Origin of the sequence: Vibrio sp. DW001 (genome assembly GCF_029016285.1) — a bacterium.
GTDB lineage: Bacteria > Pseudomonadota > Gammaproteobacteria > Enterobacterales > Vibrionaceae > Vibrio.
The window spans coordinates 2,578,209-2,601,689 of sequence record NZ_CP091975.1 but is presented as its reverse complement, the minus strand read 5'-3'; the positions used below and the strand labels follow the sequence as shown (position 1 = coordinate 2,601,689).

The 23,481-nt window shown below is 42.3% G+C and carries 20 protein-coding genes; 13 read left to right on the top strand and 7 right to left on the bottom strand.

Translation table 11 applies throughout. The features are described from left to right. Window positions 1-109 precede the first annotated feature (109 nt). Window positions 110-2,113, top strand: coding sequence for an NADPH-dependent 2,4-dienoyl-CoA reductase (locus L3V77_RS11785; protein ID WP_275134340.1), 2,004 nt, complete (start codon window positions 110-112; stop codon window positions 2,111-2,113). Between the two features lie 100 nt (window positions 2,114-2,213). Then, window positions 2,214-2,762 carry an NAD(P)H nitroreductase gene (locus tag L3V77_RS11780; protein WP_275134339.1) on the top strand — a complete coding sequence of 183 codons (549 nt, stop codon included), beginning with the start codon at window positions 2,214-2,216 and terminating at the stop codon, window positions 2,760-2,762. A gap of 134 nt (window positions 2,763-2,896) precedes the next feature. On the opposite strand, the gene L3V77_RS11775 is transcribed toward L3V77_RS11780, so the two are convergent. Continuing rightward, window positions 2,897-3,409, bottom strand: coding sequence for an ACT domain-containing protein (locus L3V77_RS11775; protein ID WP_275134338.1), 513 nt, complete (start codon window positions 3,407-3,409; stop codon window positions 2,897-2,899). Window positions 3,410-3,709: 300 nt separating this feature from the next. On the opposite strand from L3V77_RS11775, the gene L3V77_RS11770 reads away from it, so the two are divergent. Then, a complete protein-coding gene (locus tag L3V77_RS11770) occupies window positions 3,710-5,641 on the top strand; it encodes a DNA topoisomerase III (protein ID WP_275134337.1) in 1,932 nt (643 codons plus the stop codon). Window positions 5,642-5,796: 155 nt separating this feature from the next. On the opposite strand, the gene L3V77_RS11765 is transcribed toward L3V77_RS11770, so the two are convergent. Then, window positions 5,797-11,436 carry a hypothetical protein gene (locus tag L3V77_RS11765; protein ID WP_275134336.1) on the bottom strand — a complete coding sequence of 1,880 codons (5,640 nt, stop codon included), beginning with the start codon at window positions 11,434-11,436 and terminating at the stop codon, window positions 5,797-5,799. Between the two features lie 270 nt (window positions 11,437-11,706). On the opposite strand from L3V77_RS11765, the gene L3V77_RS11760 reads away from it, so the two are divergent. From L3V77_RS11760 to L3V77_RS11745, 4 genes are all read left to right on the top strand, one after another. Next, window positions 11,707-12,468 carry a LuxR C-terminal-related transcriptional regulator gene (locus L3V77_RS11760; protein ID WP_275134335.1) on the top strand — a complete coding sequence of 254 codons (762 nt, stop codon included), beginning with the start codon at window positions 11,707-11,709 and terminating at the stop codon, window positions 12,466-12,468. A gap of 90 nt (window positions 12,469-12,558) precedes the next feature. Next, complete coding sequence (locus L3V77_RS11755) at window positions 12,559-12,849, top strand: hypothetical protein (protein WP_275134334.1); 291 nt, start codon at window positions 12,559-12,561, stop codon at window positions 12,847-12,849. 271 nt (window positions 12,850-13,120) lie between these two features. Then, window positions 13,121-13,714: a LysE family translocator gene (locus L3V77_RS11750; RefSeq protein ID WP_275134333.1), complete on the top strand. Its 594-nt coding sequence runs from the start codon at window positions 13,121-13,123 to the stop codon at window positions 13,712-13,714. A gap of 19 nt (window positions 13,715-13,733) precedes the next feature. Next, window positions 13,734-14,555: an AraC family transcriptional regulator gene (locus L3V77_RS11745; RefSeq protein ID WP_275134332.1), complete on the top strand. Its 822-nt coding sequence runs from the start codon at window positions 13,734-13,736 to the stop codon at window positions 14,553-14,555. A gap of 68 nt (window positions 14,556-14,623) precedes the next feature. On the opposite strand, the gene L3V77_RS11740 is transcribed toward L3V77_RS11745, so the two are convergent. Continuing rightward, window positions 14,624-15,142 (bottom strand): cysteine hydrolase family protein, encoded by a 519-nt coding sequence (locus tag L3V77_RS11740; protein WP_275134331.1) that lies wholly within the window; start codon window positions 15,140-15,142, stop codon window positions 14,624-14,626. Between the two features lie 109 nt (window positions 15,143-15,251). On the opposite strand from L3V77_RS11740, the gene L3V77_RS11735 reads away from it, so the two are divergent. Next, entirely contained in the window at window positions 15,252-16,202 is a 951-nt protein-coding gene (locus L3V77_RS11735; RefSeq protein WP_275134330.1) for a helix-turn-helix domain-containing protein, read from the top strand. 38 nt (window positions 16,203-16,240) lie between these two features. Here the strand turns inward: L3V77_RS11735 and L3V77_RS11730 are convergent, their stop codons facing one another. Continuing rightward, the gene (locus L3V77_RS11730) at window positions 16,241-17,359 is read right to left on the bottom strand and encodes an ABC transporter substrate-binding protein (RefSeq protein ID WP_275134329.1); all 1,119 of its coding nucleotides are present in this window, start codon (window positions 17,357-17,359) and stop codon (window positions 16,241-16,243) included. Between the two features lie 233 nt (window positions 17,360-17,592). On the opposite strand from L3V77_RS11730, the gene L3V77_RS11725 reads away from it, so the two are divergent. Then, window positions 17,593-18,765, top strand: a complete 1,173-nt coding sequence (locus L3V77_RS11725; RefSeq protein ID WP_275134328.1) for an MFS transporter — start codon at window positions 17,593-17,595, stop codon at window positions 18,763-18,765. 102 nt (window positions 18,766-18,867) lie between these two features. Next, the gene (locus L3V77_RS11720; RefSeq protein ID WP_275134327.1) at window positions 18,868-19,380 is read left to right on the top strand and encodes a cytochrome c3 family protein; all 513 of its coding nucleotides are present in this window, start codon (window positions 18,868-18,870) and stop codon (window positions 19,378-19,380) included. On the opposite strand, the gene L3V77_RS11715 is transcribed toward L3V77_RS11720, so the two are convergent. Then, window positions 19,351-20,025: a glutathione S-transferase gene (locus tag L3V77_RS11715; protein ID WP_275134326.1), complete on the bottom strand. Its 675-nt coding sequence runs from the start codon at window positions 20,023-20,025 to the stop codon at window positions 19,351-19,353. The genes L3V77_RS11720 and L3V77_RS11715 overlap by 30 nt on opposite strands. Before the next feature lie 92 nt (window positions 20,026-20,117). Here L3V77_RS11715 and L3V77_RS11710 point away from each other — a divergent pair, with 92 nt between their 5' ends. Beyond that, on the top strand, window positions 20,118-20,330 hold the full coding sequence (locus L3V77_RS11710; RefSeq protein WP_275134325.1) for a cysteine-rich CWC family protein: 213 nt from the start codon (window positions 20,118-20,120) through the stop codon (window positions 20,328-20,330). 70 nt (window positions 20,331-20,400) lie between these two features. On the opposite strand, the gene L3V77_RS11705 is transcribed toward L3V77_RS11710, so the two are convergent. Further along, on the bottom strand, window positions 20,401-20,703 hold the full coding sequence (locus tag L3V77_RS11705; protein ID WP_275134324.1) for a DUF1330 domain-containing protein: 303 nt from the start codon (window positions 20,701-20,703) through the stop codon (window positions 20,401-20,403). A gap of 197 nt (window positions 20,704-20,900) precedes the next feature. On the opposite strand from L3V77_RS11705, the gene L3V77_RS11700 reads away from it, so the two are divergent. Together L3V77_RS11700 and L3V77_RS11695 are read left to right on the top strand one after the other, a co-directional pair. Beyond that, window positions 20,901-22,292, top strand: a complete 1,392-nt coding sequence (locus L3V77_RS11700) for an ATP-binding protein (protein WP_275134323.1) — start codon at window positions 20,901-20,903, stop codon at window positions 22,290-22,292. Further along, window positions 22,289-22,921, top strand: coding sequence for a response regulator (locus tag L3V77_RS11695; protein WP_275134322.1), 633 nt, complete (start codon window positions 22,289-22,291; stop codon window positions 22,919-22,921). Before L3V77_RS11700 ends, L3V77_RS11695 begins: the two co-directional genes overlap by 4 nt. Window positions 22,922-22,998: 77 nt before the next feature. On the opposite strand, the gene L3V77_RS11690 is transcribed toward L3V77_RS11695, so the two are convergent. Next, a complete protein-coding gene (locus L3V77_RS11690; protein ID WP_275134321.1) occupies window positions 22,999-23,478 on the bottom strand; it encodes a cytochrome c3 family protein in 480 nt (159 codons plus the stop codon). Window positions 23,479-23,481 lie beyond the last annotated feature (3 nt).

Genomic DNA, 23,481 nt, shown 5'->3' with positions numbered 1-23,481 from the left:
GTAAACAGTTGTTTGATTTTTGATCGTAGAGTGAATATTCTAGTCTGACTATAATTAAAACCGTGCGCATCATCCGTTGACGCATCTATGAAGCAGAAGTGAAACGATTATGTATCCAAAATTATTAGAGCCTCTCGACTTAGGATTTACTCAACTAAAAAACCGAGTATTAATGGGGTCCATGCACACCGGCCTTGAAGAGCATAAAGAAGGGTTAGGTAGATTAGCTGCGTTCTATGAGGCGCGAGCGAAAGGTGGTGTTGGACTGATAGTTACGGGTGGTTTTTCACCCAATTTTCGCGGCCGACTGCATCCATTAAGCGCGGAATTTAGTAAACCTAAGCATGCCAAAGCACACCAAATAGTGACTGAAGCGGTACATAAACAGGGTGGAAAAATTGCCCTGCAAATATTGCATGCTGGGCGATATGCCATGCATCCACTTGCGCAAAGCGCATCGGGGATGAAAGCGCCGATATCCAAATTCGCACCGAGCGAGATGAACGAACGCCAAATTAAAAAGACGATAGAAGCCTTTGCAAATAGTGCATCGTTAGCTCAGCTAGCGGGCTATGACGGTGTTGAAGTTATGGGGTCGGAAGGCTATCTGATCAATCAATTTATTTGTAAGCGCACCAACATGCGATATGACGAATGGGGTGGCAATTATAGAAAACGGATGCGCTTTCCTTTAGAGATAGTCAAAGCGATTCGCAAAGTTGTTGGTGAAGATTTTATTATTATATTCCGATTATCGATGTTGGATTTAGTGGAAGAAGGCAGCACGTTTGATGACGTTATTATGTTGGCGAAAGCGTTAGAAGATGCTGGCGTGACGATTATCAATAGTGGAATAGGGTGGCATGAAGCCCGAATTCCTACCATTGCGACTCAGGTCCCAAGAGCGGCATTTACGTGGGTAACAGAAAAACTTAAACCTCACCTTAAAGTGCCAGTGGTCACTTGCAATCGCATCAATACGCCTGAAGATGCTGAAAGAGTGTTAGAAGCTGGGCATGCCGATATGGTTTCTATGGCTCGTCCTTTCTTAGCCGATCCAGAGTTTGTGGTAAAAGCTGAACAAGAAAAATCGCATCTAATTAATACCTGCATCGGTTGTAATCAAGCTTGCTTGGACAGCATATTTCAAGGGAAAAGAGCAAGTTGCTTGGTGAATCCAATTGCTTGTTATGAGACCGAAATCCAGATTCAACCTGCCAAGATAGTTAAAAAAGTGGCCGTTGTTGGTGCAGGTCCAGCGGGGCTCTCCGCTGCCACCGTTGCTGCGGAACGTGGACATCACGTTGATCTGTATGAAAAAAACGATCGTATTGGTGGACAGTTTCGACTAGCGATGCAGATACCAGGTAAAGAAGAATTTAGAGAAACGATTCGTTATTTCGCCAACCGTATCGACGAAACAGGCGTGAACCTAAAGCTCAGCTCTGAAGTGACGTTTGACGATTTGTCTGGTTATGATGACATCATTATGGCATCAGGTGTGGCGCCGAGAATACCAGAGATCAAAGGTATCGATAACCAAGAAAAAGTCATTGATTATCAAACACTGATACGAGATAAAACGCCAGTAGGTGACAAGGTAGCGATTGTTGGCGCTGGTGGTATTGGCATTGATGTGGCCACTATGTTAACGGAACCAAAAGGTAATGACCTCAATGATTGGTTGCATGACTGGGGAATCGATACCGACTTGAGTCATCCGGGTGGGTTGTATCCGCACCCAGAGCCGATCAGCGATATGACAGTCTGGGTCTTACAACGACGGAAGAGTCGCGTAGGTAAAGGACCGGGTAAAACAACGGGTTGGATCCATAAACGCACACTCGAAAAAAGAGGGGTAAACCTAATGGGTGGTGTGGGTTATGAAAGTATCGATGACAAAGGACTAACGATTGATAACCGCGGCAAGATAGAGCTTTTGGATGCGGACAAAATCGTTATATGTGCAGGCCAAGAGTCCGTTCGACCATTTGAAGATAAGTGGCCTGAACTGAAAGGAAAGTTGCATGTTATCGGAGGAGCGGACAAAGCAGGCGAGTTGGATGCGGTTCGGGCGATACGTCAAGGTTTAGAGGTTGCGTTAAAAATCTAAACCAAAGTATTGATTCAATGGTGAATAAGGTGTAATAGTATTAATAACTATTCTCATTAACCGTTCTGACCAAGAAGAACAGAAAGTATAAGAGGCATGTATGGATGCATTGGAGTTATTATTAAATCGTCGTTCAATTGCTAAGTTATCTGAACCAGCTCCAGGTGGTGCAGTTCTTGAAAATATAATAAAAGCAGGATTACGAGCTCCAGATCATGGCGGATTAACACCATGGCGTTTCGTCATTTCTCATGGGGAAGGGCTGAAAAAACTAGCTGATATTCTGGTCAGTGCTGCGAATGCGGAGAAGAGTGAACAGGGGGTTGTAGACAAACTGGCGAAAGCGCCATTTCGTGCCCCCATGGTCATAACGGTCATCGCAAAGGTGACCGATCACGATAAAGTACCCGCGTTCGAACAACATCTGTCGGCGGGTTGTGCGGCTCAGTCAATGCAGATGGCGGCAGTAGCTCAAGGGTTTCAGGGTTTTTGGCGCTCAGGCACCTGGATGTTTCATCCCGTTGTTCGTGAGGCTTTTGGTTTAGAAACAAACGATGAAATAGTTGGTTTTCTCTATCTAGGGACACCAGCTTGTACACCGATGAAAGTACCTGAACGAGATCTAACAAAATTTGTTGAGTACTTGTAGAGGGGCGATGTTGGTTGAGCCAAACGTACCACTAGTTTTAATTTTGCAATGATATCCAAATGGGTAGCCCTCTGATATTTGCATCGCGTTATATTGGCCTAGATTCAATATAACGCGATGTAGCGTTTCGCTACTTATGCTGGTGAAGGTTCATCAATATCAACTGCTAGATCATCGGCAAGCATTTCAAGTTTTTGTTGAACAAAACTGAGTTCGATATTATCTGGCAGTGATAACTGAAAATGGGCGAAAAAAATAGGGTAACCCCAGTTTGGTGCACTTTGTGTGTGGGTTTTTAGTTTGTAGATGTTGATTCCCAACTGGTTTAGTTGAGCGGTTACTTCTTTGACTATGCCGGGGCGGTCGTTAACAGTGACGGTAAGGTGATGGAGTACTGGCGATGATAATATCTGGCTTTTTTCTTCAACAATGTGGATCTGGAGTTCTTCAATTTGGTCTAATGCTTGTCTTAGCGCTTTGATGTGTTGCTCGCCGATTTCGATTTGTAGAATACCAGCGAACTGACCTGCCAATTTACTTAATCGACTACTTAACCAGTTACCATTGTTTTGGTATACCGAATCGGAAAGTAGTTCAACCAGACCAGGACGATCTTTACCAATAACAGTGATGATGAGATGCTTCATAATGAATTTCCTTTTTCGCGGTAAGTAAGCAGCAGCTTTAACTATTTTACAAGGCACTATCTCATTATTGAGGCATGTTTTGGTTCTGTCCAATTGTGTTTTAAAAAATGTTGGTTTTTCTATATCTAGGGACACGAGATAGTACGCCGATGAAAGTACCTGAACGCGATCGGACAAAATTGGTGAGTACTTGTAGAAGCCGAGTGAGTAAGGCTGTATAAATTAACAGTATTTCTTGCATTGTAAGGGCTAGATTCGCTAATCTAGCCCTTCTTATATTTTTGTGGTGGATTAAAGTTAATGGCACGTCTTTTTATTGCTGAAAAACCAAGCTTAGGTCGAGCAATAGCGGCTGGTTTATCCAATCCACAAAAAAAAGATCAAGGGTATATCCGTTGCGGAAATGGCGATATTGTAACGTGGTGTATCGGGCATCTGCTCGAACAAGTTGAACCCGACGCTTATGACGATAGATACAAAAAATGGAACCTAGCCGACTTACCCATTGTTCCACAACAGTGGCAACTTAGACCAAGAAAAACAGCCAGCAAACAGCTTACGGTTATTAGGAAATTGCTTAAAGAAACGGGTCAAATTATTCATGCGGGTGACCCCGACAGAGAAGGGCAGTTACTGGTTGACGAGGTTATTGATTACCTTAAGGTCAGTGCCAGCCGAAAAGCCTCGATAGAACGGTTATTGATTAATGATCTAAACCTGCCCGCTGTTAAACGCGCGTTAAACCAAATGCGCAGCAACAAAGAGTTTATCCCGTTGTCTGTTTCCGCTCTGGCACGTTCACGTGCGGACTGGTTGTACGGTATGAATATGTCTCGCGCTTATACTTTGCTTGGTCAAAAAGCGGGGTATCAGGGTGTATTATCGGTAGGGCGTGTTCAAACACCAGTTTTAGGGTTGGTTGTGCGCCGCGATGAAGAGATAGAAAACTTTGTGGCTAAAGACTATTTTACTTTGCACGCCCTGATTCCTTACCAAGATGGGCAGTTCAGCATAGACATACGAGCGCGTTGGAAACCGAGTGAGTCATGCCAACCTTGGCAAGATGAAGAAGGGCGAGTATTAAACCGAAAATTGGTCGAAAATGTGGCGAATCGAATTGCGAATCAACCCGCTATCGTTTCTGAGTCGGAACAAAAACAGACTAAGCAATCGGCACCGTTGCCTTATTCATTGTCAGCCTTGCAGATTGACGCCTCCAAACGGTACGGTATGAGTGCACAGGATGTATTAAATACCTGCCAGTCTTTGTATGAAAAGCACAAACTCATTACCTACCCACGTTCCGATAGTCGTTATCTTCCAAACGAACATTATGTTCAAGCTTCGACAGTCGTAGCGGCAGTCGCAAACAACGCGAAGGAATTGGCAGGTGCCGTTAGTGGTGCGGATCTTTCTATCCGCTCAAAGGCATGGAATGACAAAAAAGTAGAAGCGCACCATGCGATTATTCCTACTCCGAAAAAAGCCGCCATTAATGGTTTGTCTGGCCATGAAATGAAGATATACCAACAGATTGCACGGCAGTATTTGATGCAGTTTTATCCCTCTGCGATTTACGCTGAAGCGAAATTGGTTTTTGATATCGCTGGCGGTTGTTTTATTGCCAAAGGTCGCAAACTGATCGAGTCAGGTTGGAAGGTGCTTATTGGAAAAGACAATCAAGACGAATCGAGCTTTGATACGGTTCCGCCATTGAAAAAAGACACTCAATTGCTCTGTCGAGAAGGGGAAATAAAAGAGAAAAAAACCGAACCGTCGAAGCATTTTTCAGAGGCAACACTGTTACAAGCGATGACTGGAATAGGCCGTTTTGTTGAAGACAAAGAGTTGAAAAAAATCTTGAAAGAGACCGACGGTTTGGGTACCGAGGCAACACGAGCAGGAATTTTAGACACACTGTTTAGACGAAAATTGCTGATTCGTCAGGGAAAATCTATTCTGAGTAGTCAAGCTGGAAGAGGGCTGATACATGCTTTGCCGAATGAGTCGACGTATCCTGATATGACGGCACATTGGGAACACCAACTGCAAGGCATGGCAGAAAGAAACCAAGCCTATCAACCCTTTATGCAGGGACTTGAGCAAAAACTGGCATTATTGATGGAGGGAGTGAAAACCAACCCAGTACCCAGTTCTCTGCAAGGTTTGCCTCAAGTAGAAAGAGCAACAGGTCGTCGTAAGCCTAAATTTACTCGTAGAAAAAACCGCTGAGAAGTTTTGAAGCAACACATATATTATGGGTGATTCAAACTCAGCGGTTTACGTTTTTTACATTCAGACTGTACTAATAACCTTAGTTAAGTGATTAAAATGTGTTCGATGGAGCGAACACATTTTATCTGATTAGTTACTTAGTAGAACTGGTATTACTCTCTAATTAAAATGAAACTCGAAATTTCACCTTCGTCTGCATTTGGATCGGGATTCGTCCACTCTGACTCTTGCCAGAATACTTTGACCGAATAATTGTTGTTGTCAGTTTCAATTAATGCCCACTTTCCAGAAGCAGTGTCGTTTAAATCATTTAGTACAATTGAAACGAGTTCATTATCAATTTGCCAGCTAAATGGGAATGAACCGTCTTCATCATCGACAAAGGCACCATTCACAGTATCGGAAAATTGTATTTTTTCGTCAGGAAAAGCGGCGGTTGTTCCATTTACAGTTTCTAGTTCATTGATTGTCCACGTTGTTACACTTGTTAGCATAGTGCTTGTGAACGCTCCTGTTTGTTCCGTTGCTGCTAGTCCACAAGCCGTAACTGAGGCATCAAAATCGGTGACGGTAGCAAATGGAGAGGGTTGATCGAAGGTGTCATCCCAATTCGTATTACCGTTGTCACATTCGGATACTGCAGAGCGGTAACTAACATCGGTTAGTTCTCTTAGTTCAGATTCGTTAGAATCTTCTCCCCAGTAATAGGCGTATGTCAACGTGTTATCGTCACGCGATAACAGAACCATTTGATCAAAATCGACGGTGCCATCGCTGCTAGTCTGTGTTAATACACTTAAACCATCGATGTCTTCCAAACGCCATTTTCTATCCTTATATTCTTCACCTTTAACATAGGTAAGGGTGCCGTCTGAATGATAATAATAACTGCGCTCTTCATCGTCATCGTTCATTTTATGTGTAACTAAATCAATGATGTCAATTTGTGAGAGAGCAGTGGCGGTTGAATCGGTACACTGTACATAGTTATTTACTCTATCTACAAACGTTTGCATATTCCATGTCTCAGTGTTTAACTCAAAATCGCATGAGATAGAGACCTGAGCTAAAATATCAGCCTTAGCCGTTGAATTGTAGATAACCATACCATCATCTATGGCGCCTTCAGGTTCGAATTCTCCAGCATACACACGACCATCATAGACTGAAAACAGTCTGTGTTGATCTTCAACATCGGCCGTCCAAATCCCTGGAGTCACCGAATTGAATTGGTTTATCATCGCTTCCGTAATTGTGTAGGTAAGGATATCTTCCGAATCTATCGTCTCTCTTGCCCATAAACCGACGCCAATCTTTGTCATCTGGTCAGTGCTCTGTTCAAATGAATAGTAATTGGCTTCGCCACCGTCAACAAACTCCACAAAGAGGTTGTAGTCCATGCTTGTTGCTCTCAGGATATTTGCTGAACTTATACCACTGATATTCAGAGCTCCAACAGATGTACTACTGATTATTTCGTTCAATGTTGATGTTGTATTATTATCACCTGCGTGATCGACTGAAGGTTGCATTACCCAAGGGCTGTCTTCCCATAGGTAGTAGATGTTGCTGTTGGCTGTCATTTCTAAATCAATGCGTTTTGCACCATTTGCAAATACAGCATTATCGTCAATGAAATTGTCCCAAGCTGGCGTGTTGCTGGAGATGATTTCATCTTCGAGATCAGTAATGGTTCCAGAGATCGAATAACTATATGTGTCATCGCTTCCCGGATGTGCGGTGAGCACATCGCCACTCATATCAAAGCTATACCCTTGTGGAACAATCCAACCTGAAGAACTGAGTTGCCTATCCATATCGAAATCAAGCGAAAGATCAGTAAGTACTTGGTTCTCCAGTACTCTCTGGACTGAGGTTAAACTAACCGTATCACTGCCAATTCCATCAAATACGATGGTTTCAAGTAGGAGTACGTTATAGTCATCATCCCAGAATGAGTAAAGGGTTCCTTCATCCTTGATTAATTGAATTACTTCAGCATCTGCGGCGGCAACCGTAGGGGTTGTCGTTGTAAACTCCTGACCAATGATTTCGGACTCTGTGTCGTCACCGCTGCCAGATGTGTAGAAAGCCAAAATACTAAAACGATTGTCCTCTGTATCTATTAAGGCAAGGTAGGTTTCATCATTATCTGTATCGGTTATGTGTATGATCCCTTCCGCATTAATCACCCAATTGAAAGCGACCGTATAACCGTTGCTCTCCATATAAGTACCGCTGCCACCGGTGTTAAAGGTGTAGCCGTTATACTCCGTTGCACTTTCTCTGGTATAGATAGTTAGGTTTTCAACGGTACTTTGATTAAATGCACTATACCCACAGTTGGTTGCTGCTGGAGTGAAATCACCATAGATATCCGCATTGCTGCCAGTTGATGCAAGGTCTTCGTTTGTACAAACGTTAAATACATCATTATTGATACTATCGAGTTGAGCTTGCGCTAACGATTCATCCAAGAAGAACTGGCCAAGATTGCTAGTCCAACTAAAGTTATTTGAGTTGCGTTCAATATTATTGATCGTCACTTCTTCTCTTGTATAGGCGTCGTACCAGTCCCATACATTGTTTGCATCAATGGGTTTTGCAACGAAGAGATGATTGTTGGTATTGTACACTAGCCAGCCATCTTTAAGGCCATTGTCAGTCAGGGTGACAGGCAGTTTGGAGTATTCACCCGTTGTCAGTTCACTATTATTCGTTACCAAATACCATTGTACCGGTTGGTCAAGCGCGTCATATCGGAAGGATCTATTTGGGTTAATTGCGATATTGGATAGGCCAACAATATCGTTAGTCGTGATGTCATTAATGTCGGTGCCACCGGACCGTAACGTTTCTACCTCGCTTGCTAGATTGCCAATGCTTTGGCTTTCCCTCTCACTAAATACATAGGATAACCAAATGCCGTTATCCTGCTTGATATGCACAGTATAATTTTGGCCGACGCTCTCAGAAGACGCAGTGAAGTCGTAATTATCTAAGTGATAATTAGTCCATGTTGCTGCTTCGTTAGTTTCAGTGTCATTGACGTCAGTTTTTGTTGCACTCCATTCACTAATCAGATATCCATTAGTATGTGTACCATCCACCAGTTTTATGTTTGGATCGTTGATGGGTTGTTCGTCAAGCACATAGCGATAACCGTGATAACTGTTTTCACCAGTGTTAAAGTCGACCGTTGCCGTCTCTTTGTACCAATGCGAGCTTAGGTTGTTTGTATTACCTGAGTTGAAGTTATAGTCGGCATACTCTTCTACGATGCCATCGTTGGGGTTTGCCCAGATTGGACGTTCATAGTTGAACGTATAGGCGGTATCTGAATCAAGTGAAAAGGTAAGTAACTCGTTGTTAGTGCCATCGGCTTCCCAGTCTTCTTGATTAGAATAAGCCAACAGTTTGTTTTCGCTATCAACTGTTCGTACATCGGAATACTTGAAATTAACGATTTGCGTATTGGTATCTTGATAGTCAAAAGCAGAGACATCAAATTGGTCGTAGCTTAGTGTCGTTTGGTAACCTAATCCTGTTACTGAATAGGCTACGGTGACGTGATGAATAGAATCAATATCAGACAGGTCAACGGGGTGCAACATACTTGAGAAGTCAGTTGAATTATAGTTACGACCTTCGCCATTGTTGACGTCTTCAGCAGAACCATCGGTTTCATCAATATAACGCCAGTATGTTTCACCGTTAGCTTGTTTTTCACCAATCTCAAATAGCTTACCTTCAAATTGAGTGTCGCCATCTAGGTTATAATCGAAACTATAATGCGTCACCCGTGAGAAGGTATCGGTATCTGGTTTGGTGTCGACAATTTCAACGGTATCGATAGTACCGTAGGTTATCGTACCAACACGGTAGACGATATTGGTGGTGGTCTTAATTGTGTCGTCAAGGAACTGTTCGGTGAGAACATGGCGACTTGCATCGACTATCTGTACTGAGGTTGTGAGGTCATCCACATAAGGCGTGTTATAGGTAGAAGCAACATCCACATCTGCCACCGATTTTGTCGGGTCGTTGATATACGCATCATCAGTTTCATCGCCGTAACCATCACCATCGGCATCAGACCAGTTGTTAATATCAGATGGGAATTTGTCAGCTAAGTTGTCGCCATACGTATCGCCATCGGCGTCAACCCATTCGTCTTTGTTATCTAAGAAGGCATCGTTAGTTTCGTCACCATAGCCATCACCATCGGCATCAGACCAGTTATTAATATCAGATGGGAACTTGTCAGCTAAGTTGTCGCCATACGTATCGCCGTCGGCGTCAACCCACTCGTTTTTGTTATCTAAGAAGGCATCGTTAGTTTCGTCACCATAGCCATCACCATCGGCATCAGACCAGTTGTTAATATCCGACGGGAACTTGTCAGCTAAGTTGTCGCCATACGTATCGCCATCTGCGTCAATCCATTCGTTTGGATTATTTCGGAATTCATCGATGACAAAGTCAACACCATCACCATCGAAATCACCTGCTTTGCCAGCGTCAGAAGGGAAAGCATCATCAATACTATCTATGCTGTCGCCGTCATGATCGCCAGCTTTAGTGCTGTCTATTGGGTGTTCGTCTACGAGGTTGTTCGATCCATCACTTTCATCCAAATAACCGTCATTATCGTCATCTGTATCAGCGTTATTACCGATGTAATCATTATCACTGTCTAACGATTCATGTTTATTTAGAGGGAACGCGTCTTCGATGTCATTGACGCCGTCACCATCGTCATCTAGATCTGAGTTATCTCCGTAGCCGTCACCTTCGTTTATACCGATTGGGTTCTTGAGGTCTCCGTTCTCATCTCTGCCATCGCCATCGGTATCCACCCATTCGTCTGGGTCATTGGGGAAGGCATCTATAAAGTCAGGCACCAAGTCACTATCAGTGTCTGTATTGGAGTCTTGTGTGCCGTCGAATACTTCGTCTTCAACGCTAAAATCTTGTTCTTCACCGTCCGCAGTATTTTCTTGTACAGCCTCGATAGTGGATTTTATAAGGCTACTTGCCGCGCTGTTTTTCGCCAAGAATGATGAATCGTTAGCGTTATCATCAGGATCATCCAGTTTCGCTTCTTCCACTACGTCTGCTAATTCTTCTGGTTCTTCAGGTAGTATGTTCGAATTGACGATATTTTCGGCGGCAAATGCAACGTCGTTGCTCCCTTTGCCGATAAAATCACCCAATACATCCTCTTTATCGATGCCTAATTGATCAGCAACTTGGCTTTTTGCTTTTTCTTTTAGTGCTTCAATTTCAATTGGAGTAAGTTCATCTTTACCTAAATCATTTTTTTCGTTTGCCATTTGTTGCTCAAGAATGACATGAACCAGTGTAGATAAAGGGGTGACGGCTGTTTCGCCAGCGGGAGCAGACATCATATAAGAAGCGGTTACTGGGTTATTTTCTGGCGCGTCAACATCCGTACCGATATCAATCGTTTCACCGGCAATGGCTTGAACCACGATTGGGTAATTCTCATAATTTTCTATACCGGACACATTGAGTTTAGCCACACCACCGTCACCAGATCGAACGAATGGTTCGGTATCATCTAATAGGTAATTTGAATTTAGATCTAGCCACACGTTAGCGTTTTGTAGATAGCCATCAATCGCCGTTATGTCATAAGTGGTGACGACGGATGGCGTCGTTGTTGAAGGTGGGGTTGGTGACGTTGATGCTGAATCACTATCGCCACACCCCATGAGTGCACTAGTACCGATAAGGCCCAGTGCGATAGACAACCTATTTCTTTTCATTACGACATCCTTTGTAGTGAAGTAATAGTTTTATTAGAGTTTTTGCGTTACGTTAACTCACAGCTTTGCATAGGATTATTTTCTCTCCATCACCCGTTTGGGTGATGAAACTAAGAAAGTTCTAATTAATATGAACCAGGTCAATTTTTGGACTGATATCACAGTATTTACTGCTATGGCATTCACATCGAAATAATAGATATTGGCTATAATTAATGTGTTTCTAACGAGATTGGAAACACAATAATTAAGCGGCTAATGGAGAGAGAGATGACGTTATCGACAAGGATTCGCTCGCCGATAGTACAACATAATAGAATGTCAATTAATCTCGAAGAGTTGGAAGAAACACTTAAATCGGAACTGTTCAGTATTGGTTTTGAGCAGGCTGTATTGGTGATACTCGACCCGCAGCAAAACTACACTTATGAACACAGCGTTGGATTCACCGAAACGCAACTGGATACGTATTCGACCCACCAAAAACACGACGTGTATTTATCTGCCTATTTGCTCAGAGAAGCGTTTGGTCAATGTGTGTATTTACAAGATCTCGTACCTGATAAACAGATCAAAGATGACGTCTTTTGGGATGTCTTATTGCCTACAATGAAAATACGCCATTCGATGTGCGGGATTCAACCTCTACTAAATCGTTATTCGTTGATATTGAGTTGCCACAGTTCAAGAAAGCCGACGGTTAAGCAGCAAATAGAGATTGAAAATTTATGGCAATACCTTACACATTGGACAAACAATTGGATCGCTAAGATAGGGATGCAACAAAGAAAGAAGCGGTTCTCAAGCTGTCGCTTTGATTTAGATAAGGGAACTCGGCTGACGGCTTCAGAATTTGAGGTGTTAGGGTATCTGGTGCAAGGTCTAGACGGCTCGGAAATTGCGATGAGAAGGCGTGTATCGAAGGAAACGGTAAGGAGCCAAATAAAGCAACTACTGCATAAGACAAACAGTAAACATCAAAACCATCTCATTTCCCGGTATTATCGTGAAGAGATTAGTATTACTCGTTAAAAATTATGATATCTTATTGCTCGACAAAAATACCATCCCAGTAACGATCTTAGGGTTTCGGCTATTGGTAGAAACGGAATTAAGTAATTTATGTTGTTAGAACAATTAATTGAAATCATTGAATATACCGATACAGATCACTTCGCCGATGCATTGAACCGCTTCAATGAAAATGGAATCATCTCTGGTTCAATATTGCCTTTTCTAAATGTTGTTTTTGAAAAAGCAGATGTCCCTCTCTGTAATAAACTCAAAAGTATTGGCTTTATTGGTGAGATAGAAGTGACGTCAGCGAAAACAAATCAAGATGAAACAGAATATGCGATCTATGATTCTGTTCGCTTTAGCTCAACGGATGCCCAGAAATGGATAATTCGCTAGCGTTACTTATCCATGACGTTTATTAACCACTTCCCTACGCGACGAGAGTAGTCGCCTGTGCTGAGTGTAAATACAACACACTTTACGCACACAATGTCCTCTAATCTGATCAAGAGTAATGTTCCTTCTTACTATATGTTTATTAACGGTTTCAACTGAGTTTCGGTCTGTTTGATTGAGCGGCTAGAACGCTGAATTTGGTTAATCTGCAATATTGTTCAATAAAGATTGAGGTTGTTTGTTTATCCTTATTAAAAAGAGGATAGTGAATTTGAATAACCTGATTTTTGCAATGGCGACATTTGCTTTTGTAGGCGCAGTAACACCTGGTCCGGTCAATGTGATTGCAACAAGTACAGCAGCCAGTTTCGGTTTGGAACGAGCGATGAAACACGTAGCCGGAGCTTCTCTTTCTTACGCGCTTGTTGTGTTTTTATCCGGCAGCATTATGCATATCATGCTCGAATTATTACCAATGATTGCATCATCAATGCAGGTGTTAGGCAGTCTATTTTTACTCTACATGGCCTTTAAAATATATCTTTCACCAATAACCAATTTTGAATCGACGAACCAATCAAGTGCTGGTTTTTGGACGGGTTTTGTTGTTCAAGCGATAAACCCCAAAGCGTGGTTGGTCGCGATGTCTGGAGTAAGTTTGTATGTTATTGGACAAGATAACGAGCAATTCAACCTTGTGGTATTCACACTTGTTTCTCTTGTCATTTGTATAGCTGGCGTTGGTCTCTGGGCTGTGTTGGGCCGCGTATTGTCAGTATTTTTGGCCAATCCAATTCAACAAAAAAGGTTTAATAGAATAATGGCTGGGCTACTTACAGGCTGTGTGGTAATAATATGGTTATAGGTGGCAAAAGAGAGTTCGTATGAAAAAAGACGTCAGCGCAAGCTTTAAGCAAAGCACCTTACTCGGTTGGATAGAGTTACGAGAGGCAAGGGGAAGTCGCGCATGCTACGAGTCGCATTCTCATGACGAATTTTCGTTCGGAATGGTGACTGAAGGGCGAGCAAAATACCACAATAGACAACATACCTACCAAATAGGCAAAGGTGACATTGTCACAATAAATCCGGCTGAAGTGCATTCTTGCAATCCCGAATCTGGGTTATGGTCGTACAGCATGCTTTTTGCTAATGTCCGCGAGATGGGACAGGCGCAACGAGAAGTTTTGCGGTGTGCTATTGGAAGTTATCTACCGTTCAACAATAACTTAGAGCGAAATACGCAAGTTCAGGCCACATTTAAAGCGCTGTTAACCGCGGTTCGAAATGAGCATGACGTGCTGTATGCACAAGTCTGCCTATATGAATTCATAGAAAATTGCTGGTTGGATAAGATGCCACATTATGATGAAATGTCTGTCCCTGAACCGACTCTAAACCGTATAAAGGAGAAACTGTTTGACGAGATTAGTGACGTGCATCAGCTAGAAACGCTTGCCAATGAAGCGGGTATGAGTCGGTACCAATTACTTAGAGCGTTTAAGAAACAATATGGTCTACCGCCTCATGCGTATTTGATTGATGAGAAAATTAAGCGCTCAAAAACCATGCTTAAATCTGGGCAAGCTATTTCAGATATCGCATTGCAATTGGGTTTTTCAGATCAAGCCCACTTCCAGAGACAATTTAAAAAGAAGCTGGCAGTAACACCAAAATATTATCAGTCACATTTTGTGGAAAAATAGGCTCAATCGAGTCGGTTTTATAAGGGGTTACCTGCCATTTTTGGCCTATGATTACGTCGATCGTCTAGTTAGAAGGCCTGTTCAAACGAAAGTAATTCCACTCGGTTTGAAATGGCGTGAAGTGCTATGTTGTGGATCATTTCATCTGTCGTCGTACAAGCATCACTCAATATAGAAACCCTGTATTTTTCTGCAGACTTAGATATAGCCGTGTGGGTGACACAGTTCTGGGTCATCATTCCACAGATCAGCAGTTCGTCTACCCCATACTTATTCAGTGCCTCTTCAAGGTGGGTCTTAAAGAATGCGTCGGCGAAATGCTTTATGACAACATCGCTGGTAGGCGCAACGCCGATAACCTCTCTGTGAATTTCCGCACCGATGGTTCCGTTATTAAAAAATGGTGAGATCCCCCTAGCAGGGTCAGCAATATGTTGTACGTGAATAACGGGTATGGAAAGAGAGTTCGCTTTATTTATCGACGACTTTACATTTATCAAGGTTTGTTCGGTATTCCAAAGAGGGAATTTTCCTTCAGGAAAATAATCGTATTGTAGGTCGATAACGATAAGTGCTTTCTGGTTCATTATGTAGGGTCCTTTTGAATGAGTAGAGTGACTATATCCAAAAGAACCGATGTATTTTATAGGCTAATATGACATATTATGTGCAATAAACGACAATTTGTGTATTGAGATGCAGCAAGAAAAAAAATTCACGATCGCCATTTTTAACTACCCATTTGCTTTAAAGTCGGCGGTGTATGGGTTAGAAGATGTGTTTCAAATGGCAAATACTGTGTGTGAAAGACAGAGTATTAATGTTTGCTTTCAGGTGACAATTGTCACCCAACACAGCTTGCCTAATGATCAATATGATGTGGTGGTTCTGCCTCCATGTACCGATCAATCTTACTGCTTGTCTCCTGACCAAGAAGATATTGATTGGATAAATGAAGCACACAATAGAAGGACTTTGATAGCTTCGACCTGTGCGGGGGCATTCATTTTAGCGGCGGCAGGTTTGTTGGAAAATCAGGTAGTAACAACACATTGGGGATTAGAGCAGAGCTTTCGAGAGCGATACCCACATATTGAATTGGACATTAATAAGATAATCATTAACCAAGGCGATATTATTACTGCAGGCGGTATGATGTCATGGGTAGACCTTGGCCTAGAAATCATTTCACAATTGGCTTCACCGCTCGTAATGCGTCAATTAGGTAAAATGTTGGTGGTCGATACTGGCGAGAGAGAGCAGCGATTCTATAAACAATTTTCTCCTTCTTTTAGTCATGGCGATCGGACGATCGTGAATGTTCAACATAAAATTCATCAGGCTTACGATAAGCCAATGACGGTGGTCGGGTTAGCGGATGAATTTAGTATCACCGTTCGAACGTTACAACGGCAGTTTCTTAAGTTGACAGGCTTGTCTCCAAATCAATATCTGCAGCGTGTAAGGGTTCAAAATGCATGCGAATTACTTGAAAATTCTAATCACTCTTTCGAACTCATCGCGACAATGGTTGGTTATGAAGACATTAGTGCCTGTCGAAAGGTGTTTGTTAAAATAATGGGACTAACCCCTAGGGCATTTAGACAGCGGTTTTCAGCGGTATTGACTATGTCGGATAAAACTTAGGTGCATATCAATCTAGAGTGACCGGAAATATGAATTAATTATTCGTGGTTAGGCTCTATCTGTGCGAAAACGTTTTGCAATGAGAAATCGTAGTCAGAATAAGACTGTTCGTTAGTGAGTTCGAAACCCTTAAAGTTTATCTTACTCCAATTCTCGTCGCCAAGTTTTGTTAGGTATTGGTCGACATTGGTGCTGTCTATGCTTTGCATTTGGAAGTGGATCTTGCCTAATGGCGTCTTATTATTGTTATCCGTTCTAGTATGGTAATCGTTGAGAGCCACTAAAGCCCAAGCTCCAGCAAGGAAATGGCCTCCATCGGTAGCCACCAAGTGACCACTTTTGACCAGTTTAAGGCCTTGCATAGACCAATTTAATCCCACTACACAGATGTCTGTTCCCGCGTTCAGTCCGTTTGCTTCTATAGCTTGCTTAGCACCAATAGCGATAAGGTCATTAGCCGCCCAAATAGCCGTTGCCTGTATATTGGTTTGTATGGACCATTTTATATAGCTATCAGTAAGTCGTCTTGCTTCTTCTTGACTCCAGTTAGCATATAAGAAACGGTCTAATACAATATCGTCATTTTTTCTTATTACGGACAGTGCACCTAGATTGCGTTCTATAGAGGCAGGCGTTACTTTATCGCCGCCTATAGCTAACATGTGGATTAGCTTATTATCAGCCAATGGCTTGGCACATAGGTGTAATGCCTGCATTTGTCGCTGACCGGCTGAGTAATTGTCAGGAATGACGGAACCAACAAGATTCTGGTTGCCTAACATCGCGAACTCAATACGTTCGTGCTGTATGGGGGTGAAGTCATTCAACAACATCAGTGTTTTTATATCAGAACCAAGGGTTTCTAAGAACACGGTTTCGGCAGACTGTTCTTCGTTCACGAGAATAAGGTAGTCAGGCGGGTTAGGTCGGTTTGCTATTTCTTTTCCTAAATGCATCATTTTACTTCGGCTTCTGTCTGCATAAATGACTTCAAGTGTCATATCAAAATCATCAGCGGCGGCTACCATTGTCTCCGTTACCATATCCCAGAATCGATCGCCTTTTTTAGCTGGATTTAAAAAAATAACATTTGTTGCATAAGAAATGGAAGGAAATAGAGTTAAGCTTGAGAGTAGAATGAGTAATACGTACTTCATGAGGGCTCCAATAACACCGATACTAAATTATAGAACTATAAATAACGCTAGGGAATAGGAAGTGAAAGAAGTATGCGTTATTAATCTATAAATGGCTGTGACATTCAAGTTATTAGGTGATGAATTGCATAAGAATCACCTATATGTAGGCGCACTACCGATAGGAGGACGCATTGACCGTCAATCATTAAGTGCGTATGGTTCTTATTTAGGTTCTGATCGATAGGGTGAGAATGAATAGAAACGTCTGGCTCCTTTCACTTTGCCAAGCATTACTAATGACAGGCAATATACTACTTATTTCAGTGATTGGTCTCATTGGAAAAGAGATTGCACCGAGTCAAAGTATGATTACTTTACCTGTCGCCCTTCAGTTTTTGGGCTTAATGTCAGCCACCATACCAGCGTCATTGATTATGGGTAAGTTGGGCAGAAGACGGGGGTTTAGTATTGGTAATATGGTGGGCATTATTGGCGCTTCATTAGCGACGTTTTCGCTTTATAGTCAAAATTTTTACCTTTTCTGTACCGCCACATTCTTGTTGGGTATCGGCATTGGTTTTGGCACTCTATACCGTTTTGCTGCTATTGAAGTCTGCGATGAAAGCGTTAGACACCGAGCAATATCTATCTCTATGGCGGGTGGCGTTTTGGCTGCAATTCTGGGCCCTAACTTAGCGATTATGTCGCAGAGTTGGTCTGATAATGGGCTTTATGTCGGCGCATTTGCTTCACTTATCATATTAAATATATTGGCCTTAAGTATCCTTCAAACCATTCAGTTTCCTGATACGAACCTTACGCATCAGAACCTAAAATCTGATCCACTAAAAACCATTATCACTCAACCTAATTTTCTTATTGCCGTGTTCGCGGCTGTCATAGCCTATGCGGTAATGAATATTTTAATGGTGGCCACACCGTTAGCCATGATTGGTTGTGGTTTTAATTTTACTAAAGCCGCAGGTGTTATCGAATGGCACGTATTGGGTATGTTTCTGCCTGCCTTTTTCACGGGACGATTAGTGGAAAAATTTGGTGCGAGAATGATGATATTAACCGGGAGCTTGCTCTTTGTCGCTTGTGTTGCCGTCAATATTCACGGCCAATCTATATGGCACTTTAGAGCCGCCTTAGTGTTACTAGGCGTGGGGTGGAATTTTATGTTTATCTCTGCAACTGGGTTATTTAGCCAATCATATCAACCGCACAACAAACCCAAAGCGCAGGCTTTCAATGAGTTTATGGTTTTTGGCTGTGTCACCATTACGGCGCTGCTATCCGGGTGGCTGGAAGCGACCGTAGGATGGAAGAGCTTAAATATTTATGTCTTACCGTTTGTCTTGGTGGTGATCGTGGTCTTTATTGCAAACGCTAAACATACCGTAGAACCGCAAACAGACTAAGCCTATTCACGAATTAATACATGATACCCGTTATTGAAATCTGATGCGTGACGTGCGATTCTGTCGCGTTTTTAAACGCAACGTTATTTTGAGTGAGCACGTATGTTCAGATTCTCGGTATTGGTTAAGCTTTTCATTATAATGGCAAGCTTAGGGAGCTCGCCTTTTGGTTTTGCTGAAGAAGCGCTTATATGCGGGGAAGGCTGTCACATTATCGAACCATACGTTAAAGATGCAAAAACAAAATCGAATCTACTCGTTTTTAAACACAGTGTGGAATGGGAAGTGAGTTGTACTGACTGCCATGAAAGAACAGCAGAACAGATCGTCCATGAGAAAGAAGCCTATGAATCGGGCCATTACGAAACGCGTTTTTACCCGCGTGAGGTTAATAATGAGTTTTGTCTCGGCTGCCATGAAGATTATGATGGGCTGAGTGAACGTACCCTAGAGTTAGAGAAAGTGACGGGTATAAACCCGCACAGGCCACATTTGTCTCAAAGAGACTGCGCTAGCTGCCACAAGATGCATCGCCGCTCACGTTTCAGTTGTTCTGAGTGTCATAAAGGTGATTGGGAACGTGCGTTACCTGCCGGGTGGCAGATCGCAAAATAAGAAGGTTTCTCGGTCGTTGAGCCATTCAGGATACTTGGTCATCGTTTTTGTGTAGTGAGACTGTTGGTAATGCTTTATTAACCAATATCGAAGGTTCGGGTAGGGGGCATTTGCGTACCATTTACGGTCTACACGAGAAAACTGACGGATAAAAGGCAACAGAGCATAGTCCACTAAACTGGGGGCATCCCCCATTAAATAGTCACGAGCGGTAAGGCGATGCTCTAATTCAATAATAAACCGTTCACACCCTTGCCTATGGTCAATCACCGATTCGTCATGGTACCGAGATGCCGCTTTATACGCGTTGAGTGTACAAACGAATTCTTTATCATTGAGATTGATCAGTTCTACCATTTCTTTGAAACCATTTTGCTGATCACTCAATAATAGGTTATCAGGGTCATTTTGTGTAAGAGCCCAAATCATAATATCAACGCTTTCATCGACCACTGTTCCGTCGCTTAGCAATAGAATGGGCACGGTACCTTTTGCCGATGTAGCTAACATTTCGGCAGGCTTATTCCTAGTAACAATTTCACGCAGCATCACGGGTTGCTGTGCCAACAACAGCCCTAATCTTGCACGTATGCAGTATGGGCATTGTCGTAGAGAGTAAAGAATGGGGAGGGAGTTATCATTCACCGAGTGACCTACTTTGCGTGTTTCGTATTGGCAACCTTTAGTGTAGATGATAGTGTCGAGTCATTGCTACATAGCGAAAGGGAATTCAGATAATGACTAATGAACTTGATGACAAACATTGTCCATTTTGTAAAAAAGAAAACCGTTGTATGGCCCAGAGTACACCCAATTCATGTTGGTGTAATGAAGTAAAAGTCCCTGCCGAGTTACAAAAATTAGTTCCAATAGAGTGGCAACACAAGTCCTGTATTTGTGCTGCTTGTGTCACTCGTTTTAATCAGGACCCTTCTGCGTTCCAAATCTAAACCGTTACGAAATAGTTCTAAGGGTAATCATGCTTTACCGCTGCGAGTATACGGTGTCTTCAATGTGTCGTTACACTAGGTCGTCTTTACCTTCAATTAAAAAGTGATGACTGATAGAACCGGCAGTGCGTGCTTTAAAATGTGAGGTGTACTCGGGATCGTTCATGAAATTGACCGCCGCTTCCTTGGATGGCCATTCAATGATTACGCGCAGAGCTACTGGCTCACCTTCACCCTCTAAGCGTTCATGGCTAGCGGTTCGAGCAAGGTATATACCGCCGTATTTCGCGACAACCTTGTTTGTTGGGGCAATATAGTCAGGAATCCAATCTTCAGTTGTTGGGGTTACTTCTAGTACTGAGTAATAAGCCATCTGTTTTTCCTTTAAGAGGAATGAAATTTCAGGACGTGACGGGTTGATAAAGAGCATAGTTGTGTTTGTAGTAATTGACAATATTCACGAGAATTACTGGTTTACTGGCGGATATGAGCCTTATGTAACCGTAATGAATGAGCGAGTTTGCTAATATTCACTAATATGTATTCTATTTATGTCACGGTTACTTTTTGATGAAAGAGCTATTTGAGTTCAGTCTTTATCTTCTTTATGGCCTAATTTTTGTCGTTATTGGTTTCACTATCTTTTTTAGAGATTTCCGATTTAGTAATCTTTCGATTGCTTCTGCGTTACCCACTTTGGCTGTATTCGGATTCATACATGGACTGCATGAATGGTCTGAGATGTACTTGTTTGTTTACAAACAAGAATTGAGCATGCATACCACGGTTAAGCTATTCAAAGTATTCAAATTGTGGCTCTCTTTCTTGGCATTGGGTTATTTCGCAATTCAAATGCTATCGATGACTAAATGGCGCCTGAGAAAGCAATTATTGGTTGTCGCTGAGCTCGTCAGTGTCGTCTTTCTGTTTAGTGTCATTTATCGATATTTTCACCAAGACTTGAATGACTTTGTTAGAGATACAACCTTGCAGACTCGTTGGTTGTTTGGGTCTTGTGCCGGGATTTTAGCCGGTGCTTCTTTGATGAATTATTCACAGAAGTTGAAACTGGAAGAGCGAAAAGCGGCCAGTGCTGTTGGCCGATTAGGAATATGCATTATTATTTACGGACTATCTGCCGGAATTTTTTATATAGAAGATCTCACTATAGGTGCGTCTATTAGAACGGCAATAGCGTTTATGATTTGGCTCTATTTAAGGCAAACATTGAAACTATTTGAAGACGAAAGACAGCTACAAATAGAGGGGGCAATTCGGCAGTTTCACCATGATAGTAAACTTAGAGATATAGGCGAACTGTCGTCGAGTATTACTCACGAAATCAAAACGCCACTTAGTAGTGCGTTGATGCGCTGTGATCTGTTAGAAAAACAGATTGAACAAGATGACGTTGACAGAGAGAAAATGAAACGGCAGCTCTCCTATATTCGAAAAGGGGTGCTGAAGGCCGCGCATATTAGTCAGGAGTTACTGCAATTTTCGCATAAGAGAAATGCAATAAAACAAAAGGTCTCGATGGATGAACTCGTCAACGAAGCCCTTAACCTGATGGAGCATAGGCTACACTATTTTGATATCCAAAAAAATATTATGCCTAACCTCTTTTTTTATGCGGATAAAGAACAGTTAGAAGAGGTGCTTATCAATTTGATTAATAATGCGATTGATGCATCGGAAGAGAATAAAAAGATAGTGATAAAAGCAGAGCAAAAAGGATTACGAGTGATTTTATCTGTCATTGATTTCGGAACAGGTATAGACGAAGCCATATTGGAAAAAGTCACATTACCTTTCTTTACAACGAAAGATAAACATCACGGTACGGGACTAGGCTTAACTCTTTGCCAAAAAATAGTCGATCAGAATGGAGGTAGCCTGCTAATTGAAAATACTGGTACCGGACTGTGTGTCAGTATAGAACTGCCTATGGAGAGCCAATGAGTCTTAAATTACTTGTCGCTGAAGACGATTTAGATCTAAGAGAAGTCATTACAGAAGCATTAAGCGCAGACGGTTTTGTTGTGGATGCGTATGAAAGTGCAGAGCAAGCGATCAGTTGCGCCACTCGCTACCAGTATGATGTTGCGTTGCTGGATTTTGTGATGGGAGGAATGAGTGGTATTGACGCTATTTCAATTCTAAAGCAACTTAACCCCAATATGGGAATTGTAATTATCACCGCGTTTGGCACGATAGACACCGCCGTTGAGGCGATGAAGAAGGGGGCCGACGAGTTTTTAACCAAACCTTTTGATGTTCAAACCTTGTCTGTTACGCTTAAAAAAGTGCATGCGGAAAAAACACTCAAATCCCCTCGTTTCGATAAAGACAGCGATCTGGTGTTTAGCGCGCTTGCAAACCCCATTCGCCGAAATGTTATCTACCAACTTAAAACGCACCAAAAACTTAAGTTCATGGACCTATGTAGACTGGTGGGGATAGAAGACCATACAAAGTTCAACTTTCACCTTCGTCAGCTAACGAAAAGTGGGTTAGTCGAAAAAGACGATGACAAAGAGTATACATTGACTAAAGTTGGGTTAGAGATTGAGTCGCGGATATTGACCTAATCGTTGCTTGGCTGTCGCATTCAAAGAAAAGAAGTGAACCCAATGATGATGAGTTCACCTCTTTTCTGTTCAGCTAATTACTGTGATGGAAGTTCGCTGTTTTGTTTTTTCAATTTGGATTCAATAATCTTCGGGTGCTCGAAGTACACGGAGTGATAAATACTGGCTTTCATCGCGTCAGAAAACACGCCAGTGTAGAAACCATCTAGCTCTTCATCTTCTTCGTCATGACAGTCGGTACAGATATCTTTTGGTTCAAACTCTTCGTGAGGTAAATGACATTCAACACATTCCATCTCTTCATTATCTTGATGTTTGATATTATGCTGTCGTCCTTCTAAATTTTCCATCTTATCGTGGCATTCAATACAACTGTTATATTCAAACTCTAGGCTATCAGACGGCTCTTCGCCTTCGTGGCATTGGCCAGCGCATGTCTCGTCCTTTAAGTGAAAGTTAGCAAGATTATCTTCATCCGGGCCGGGCAGATCTTCTGCCCATGCTGTTGATAAGGATAGTGTGCAAAAGATTAATAATAGGGCTTTTATGAGTTTCATCGC

What these genes read in the sequence shown, in the direction of transcription:
- L3V77_RS11785 (WP_275134340.1), top strand. Translation starts at nt 110, where the DNA reads ATGTATCCAAAATTATTAGAGCCTCTCGACTTAGGATTTACTCAACTA.
- L3V77_RS11780 (WP_275134339.1), top strand. Translation starts at nt 2,214, where the DNA reads ATGGATGCATTGGAGTTATTATTAAATCGTCGTTCAATTGCTAAGTTA.
- L3V77_RS11775 (WP_275134338.1), bottom strand. Translation starts at nt 3,409, where the DNA reads ATGAAGCATCTCATCATCACTGTTATTGGTAAAGATCGTCCTGGTCTG.
- L3V77_RS11770 (WP_275134337.1), top strand. Translation starts at nt 3,710, where the DNA reads ATGGCACGTCTTTTTATTGCTGAAAAACCAAGCTTAGGTCGAGCAATA.
- L3V77_RS11765 (WP_275134336.1), bottom strand. Translation starts at nt 11,436, where the DNA reads ATGAAAAGAAATAGGTTGTCTATCGCACTGGGCCTTATCGGTACTAGT.
- L3V77_RS11760 (WP_275134335.1), top strand. Translation starts at nt 11,707, where the DNA reads ATGACGTTATCGACAAGGATTCGCTCGCCGATAGTACAACATAATAGA.
- L3V77_RS11755 (WP_275134334.1), top strand. Translation starts at nt 12,559, where the DNA reads ATGTTGTTAGAACAATTAATTGAAATCATTGAATATACCGATACAGAT.
- L3V77_RS11745 (WP_275134332.1), top strand. Translation starts at nt 13,734, where the DNA reads ATGAAAAAAGACGTCAGCGCAAGCTTTAAGCAAAGCACCTTACTCGGT.
- L3V77_RS11740 (WP_275134331.1), bottom strand. Translation starts at nt 15,142, where the DNA reads ATGAACCAGAAAGCACTTATCGTTATCGACCTACAATACGATTATTTT.
- L3V77_RS11735 (WP_275134330.1), top strand. Translation starts at nt 15,252, where the DNA reads ATGCAGCAAGAAAAAAAATTCACGATCGCCATTTTTAACTACCCATTT.
- L3V77_RS11730 (WP_275134329.1), bottom strand. Translation starts at nt 17,359, where the DNA reads ATGAAGTACGTATTACTCATTCTACTCTCAAGCTTAACTCTATTTCCT.
- L3V77_RS11725 (WP_275134328.1), top strand. Translation starts at nt 17,593, where the DNA reads ATGAATAGAAACGTCTGGCTCCTTTCACTTTGCCAAGCATTACTAATG.
- L3V77_RS11720 (WP_275134327.1), top strand. Translation starts at nt 18,868, where the DNA reads ATGTTCAGATTCTCGGTATTGGTTAAGCTTTTCATTATAATGGCAAGC.
- L3V77_RS11710 (WP_275134325.1), top strand. Translation starts at nt 20,118, where the DNA reads ATGACTAATGAACTTGATGACAAACATTGTCCATTTTGTAAAAAAGAA.
- L3V77_RS11705 (WP_275134324.1), bottom strand. Translation starts at nt 20,703, where the DNA reads ATGGCTTATTACTCAGTACTAGAAGTAACCCCAACAACTGAAGATTGG.
- L3V77_RS11700 (WP_275134323.1), top strand. Translation starts at nt 20,901, where the DNA reads ATGAAAGAGCTATTTGAGTTCAGTCTTTATCTTCTTTATGGCCTAATT.
- L3V77_RS11695 (WP_275134322.1), top strand. Translation starts at nt 22,289, where the DNA reads ATGAGTCTTAAATTACTTGTCGCTGAAGACGATTTAGATCTAAGAGAA.
- L3V77_RS11690 (WP_275134321.1), bottom strand. Translation starts at nt 23,478, where the DNA reads ATGAAACTCATAAAAGCCCTATTATTAATCTTTTGCACACTATCCTTA.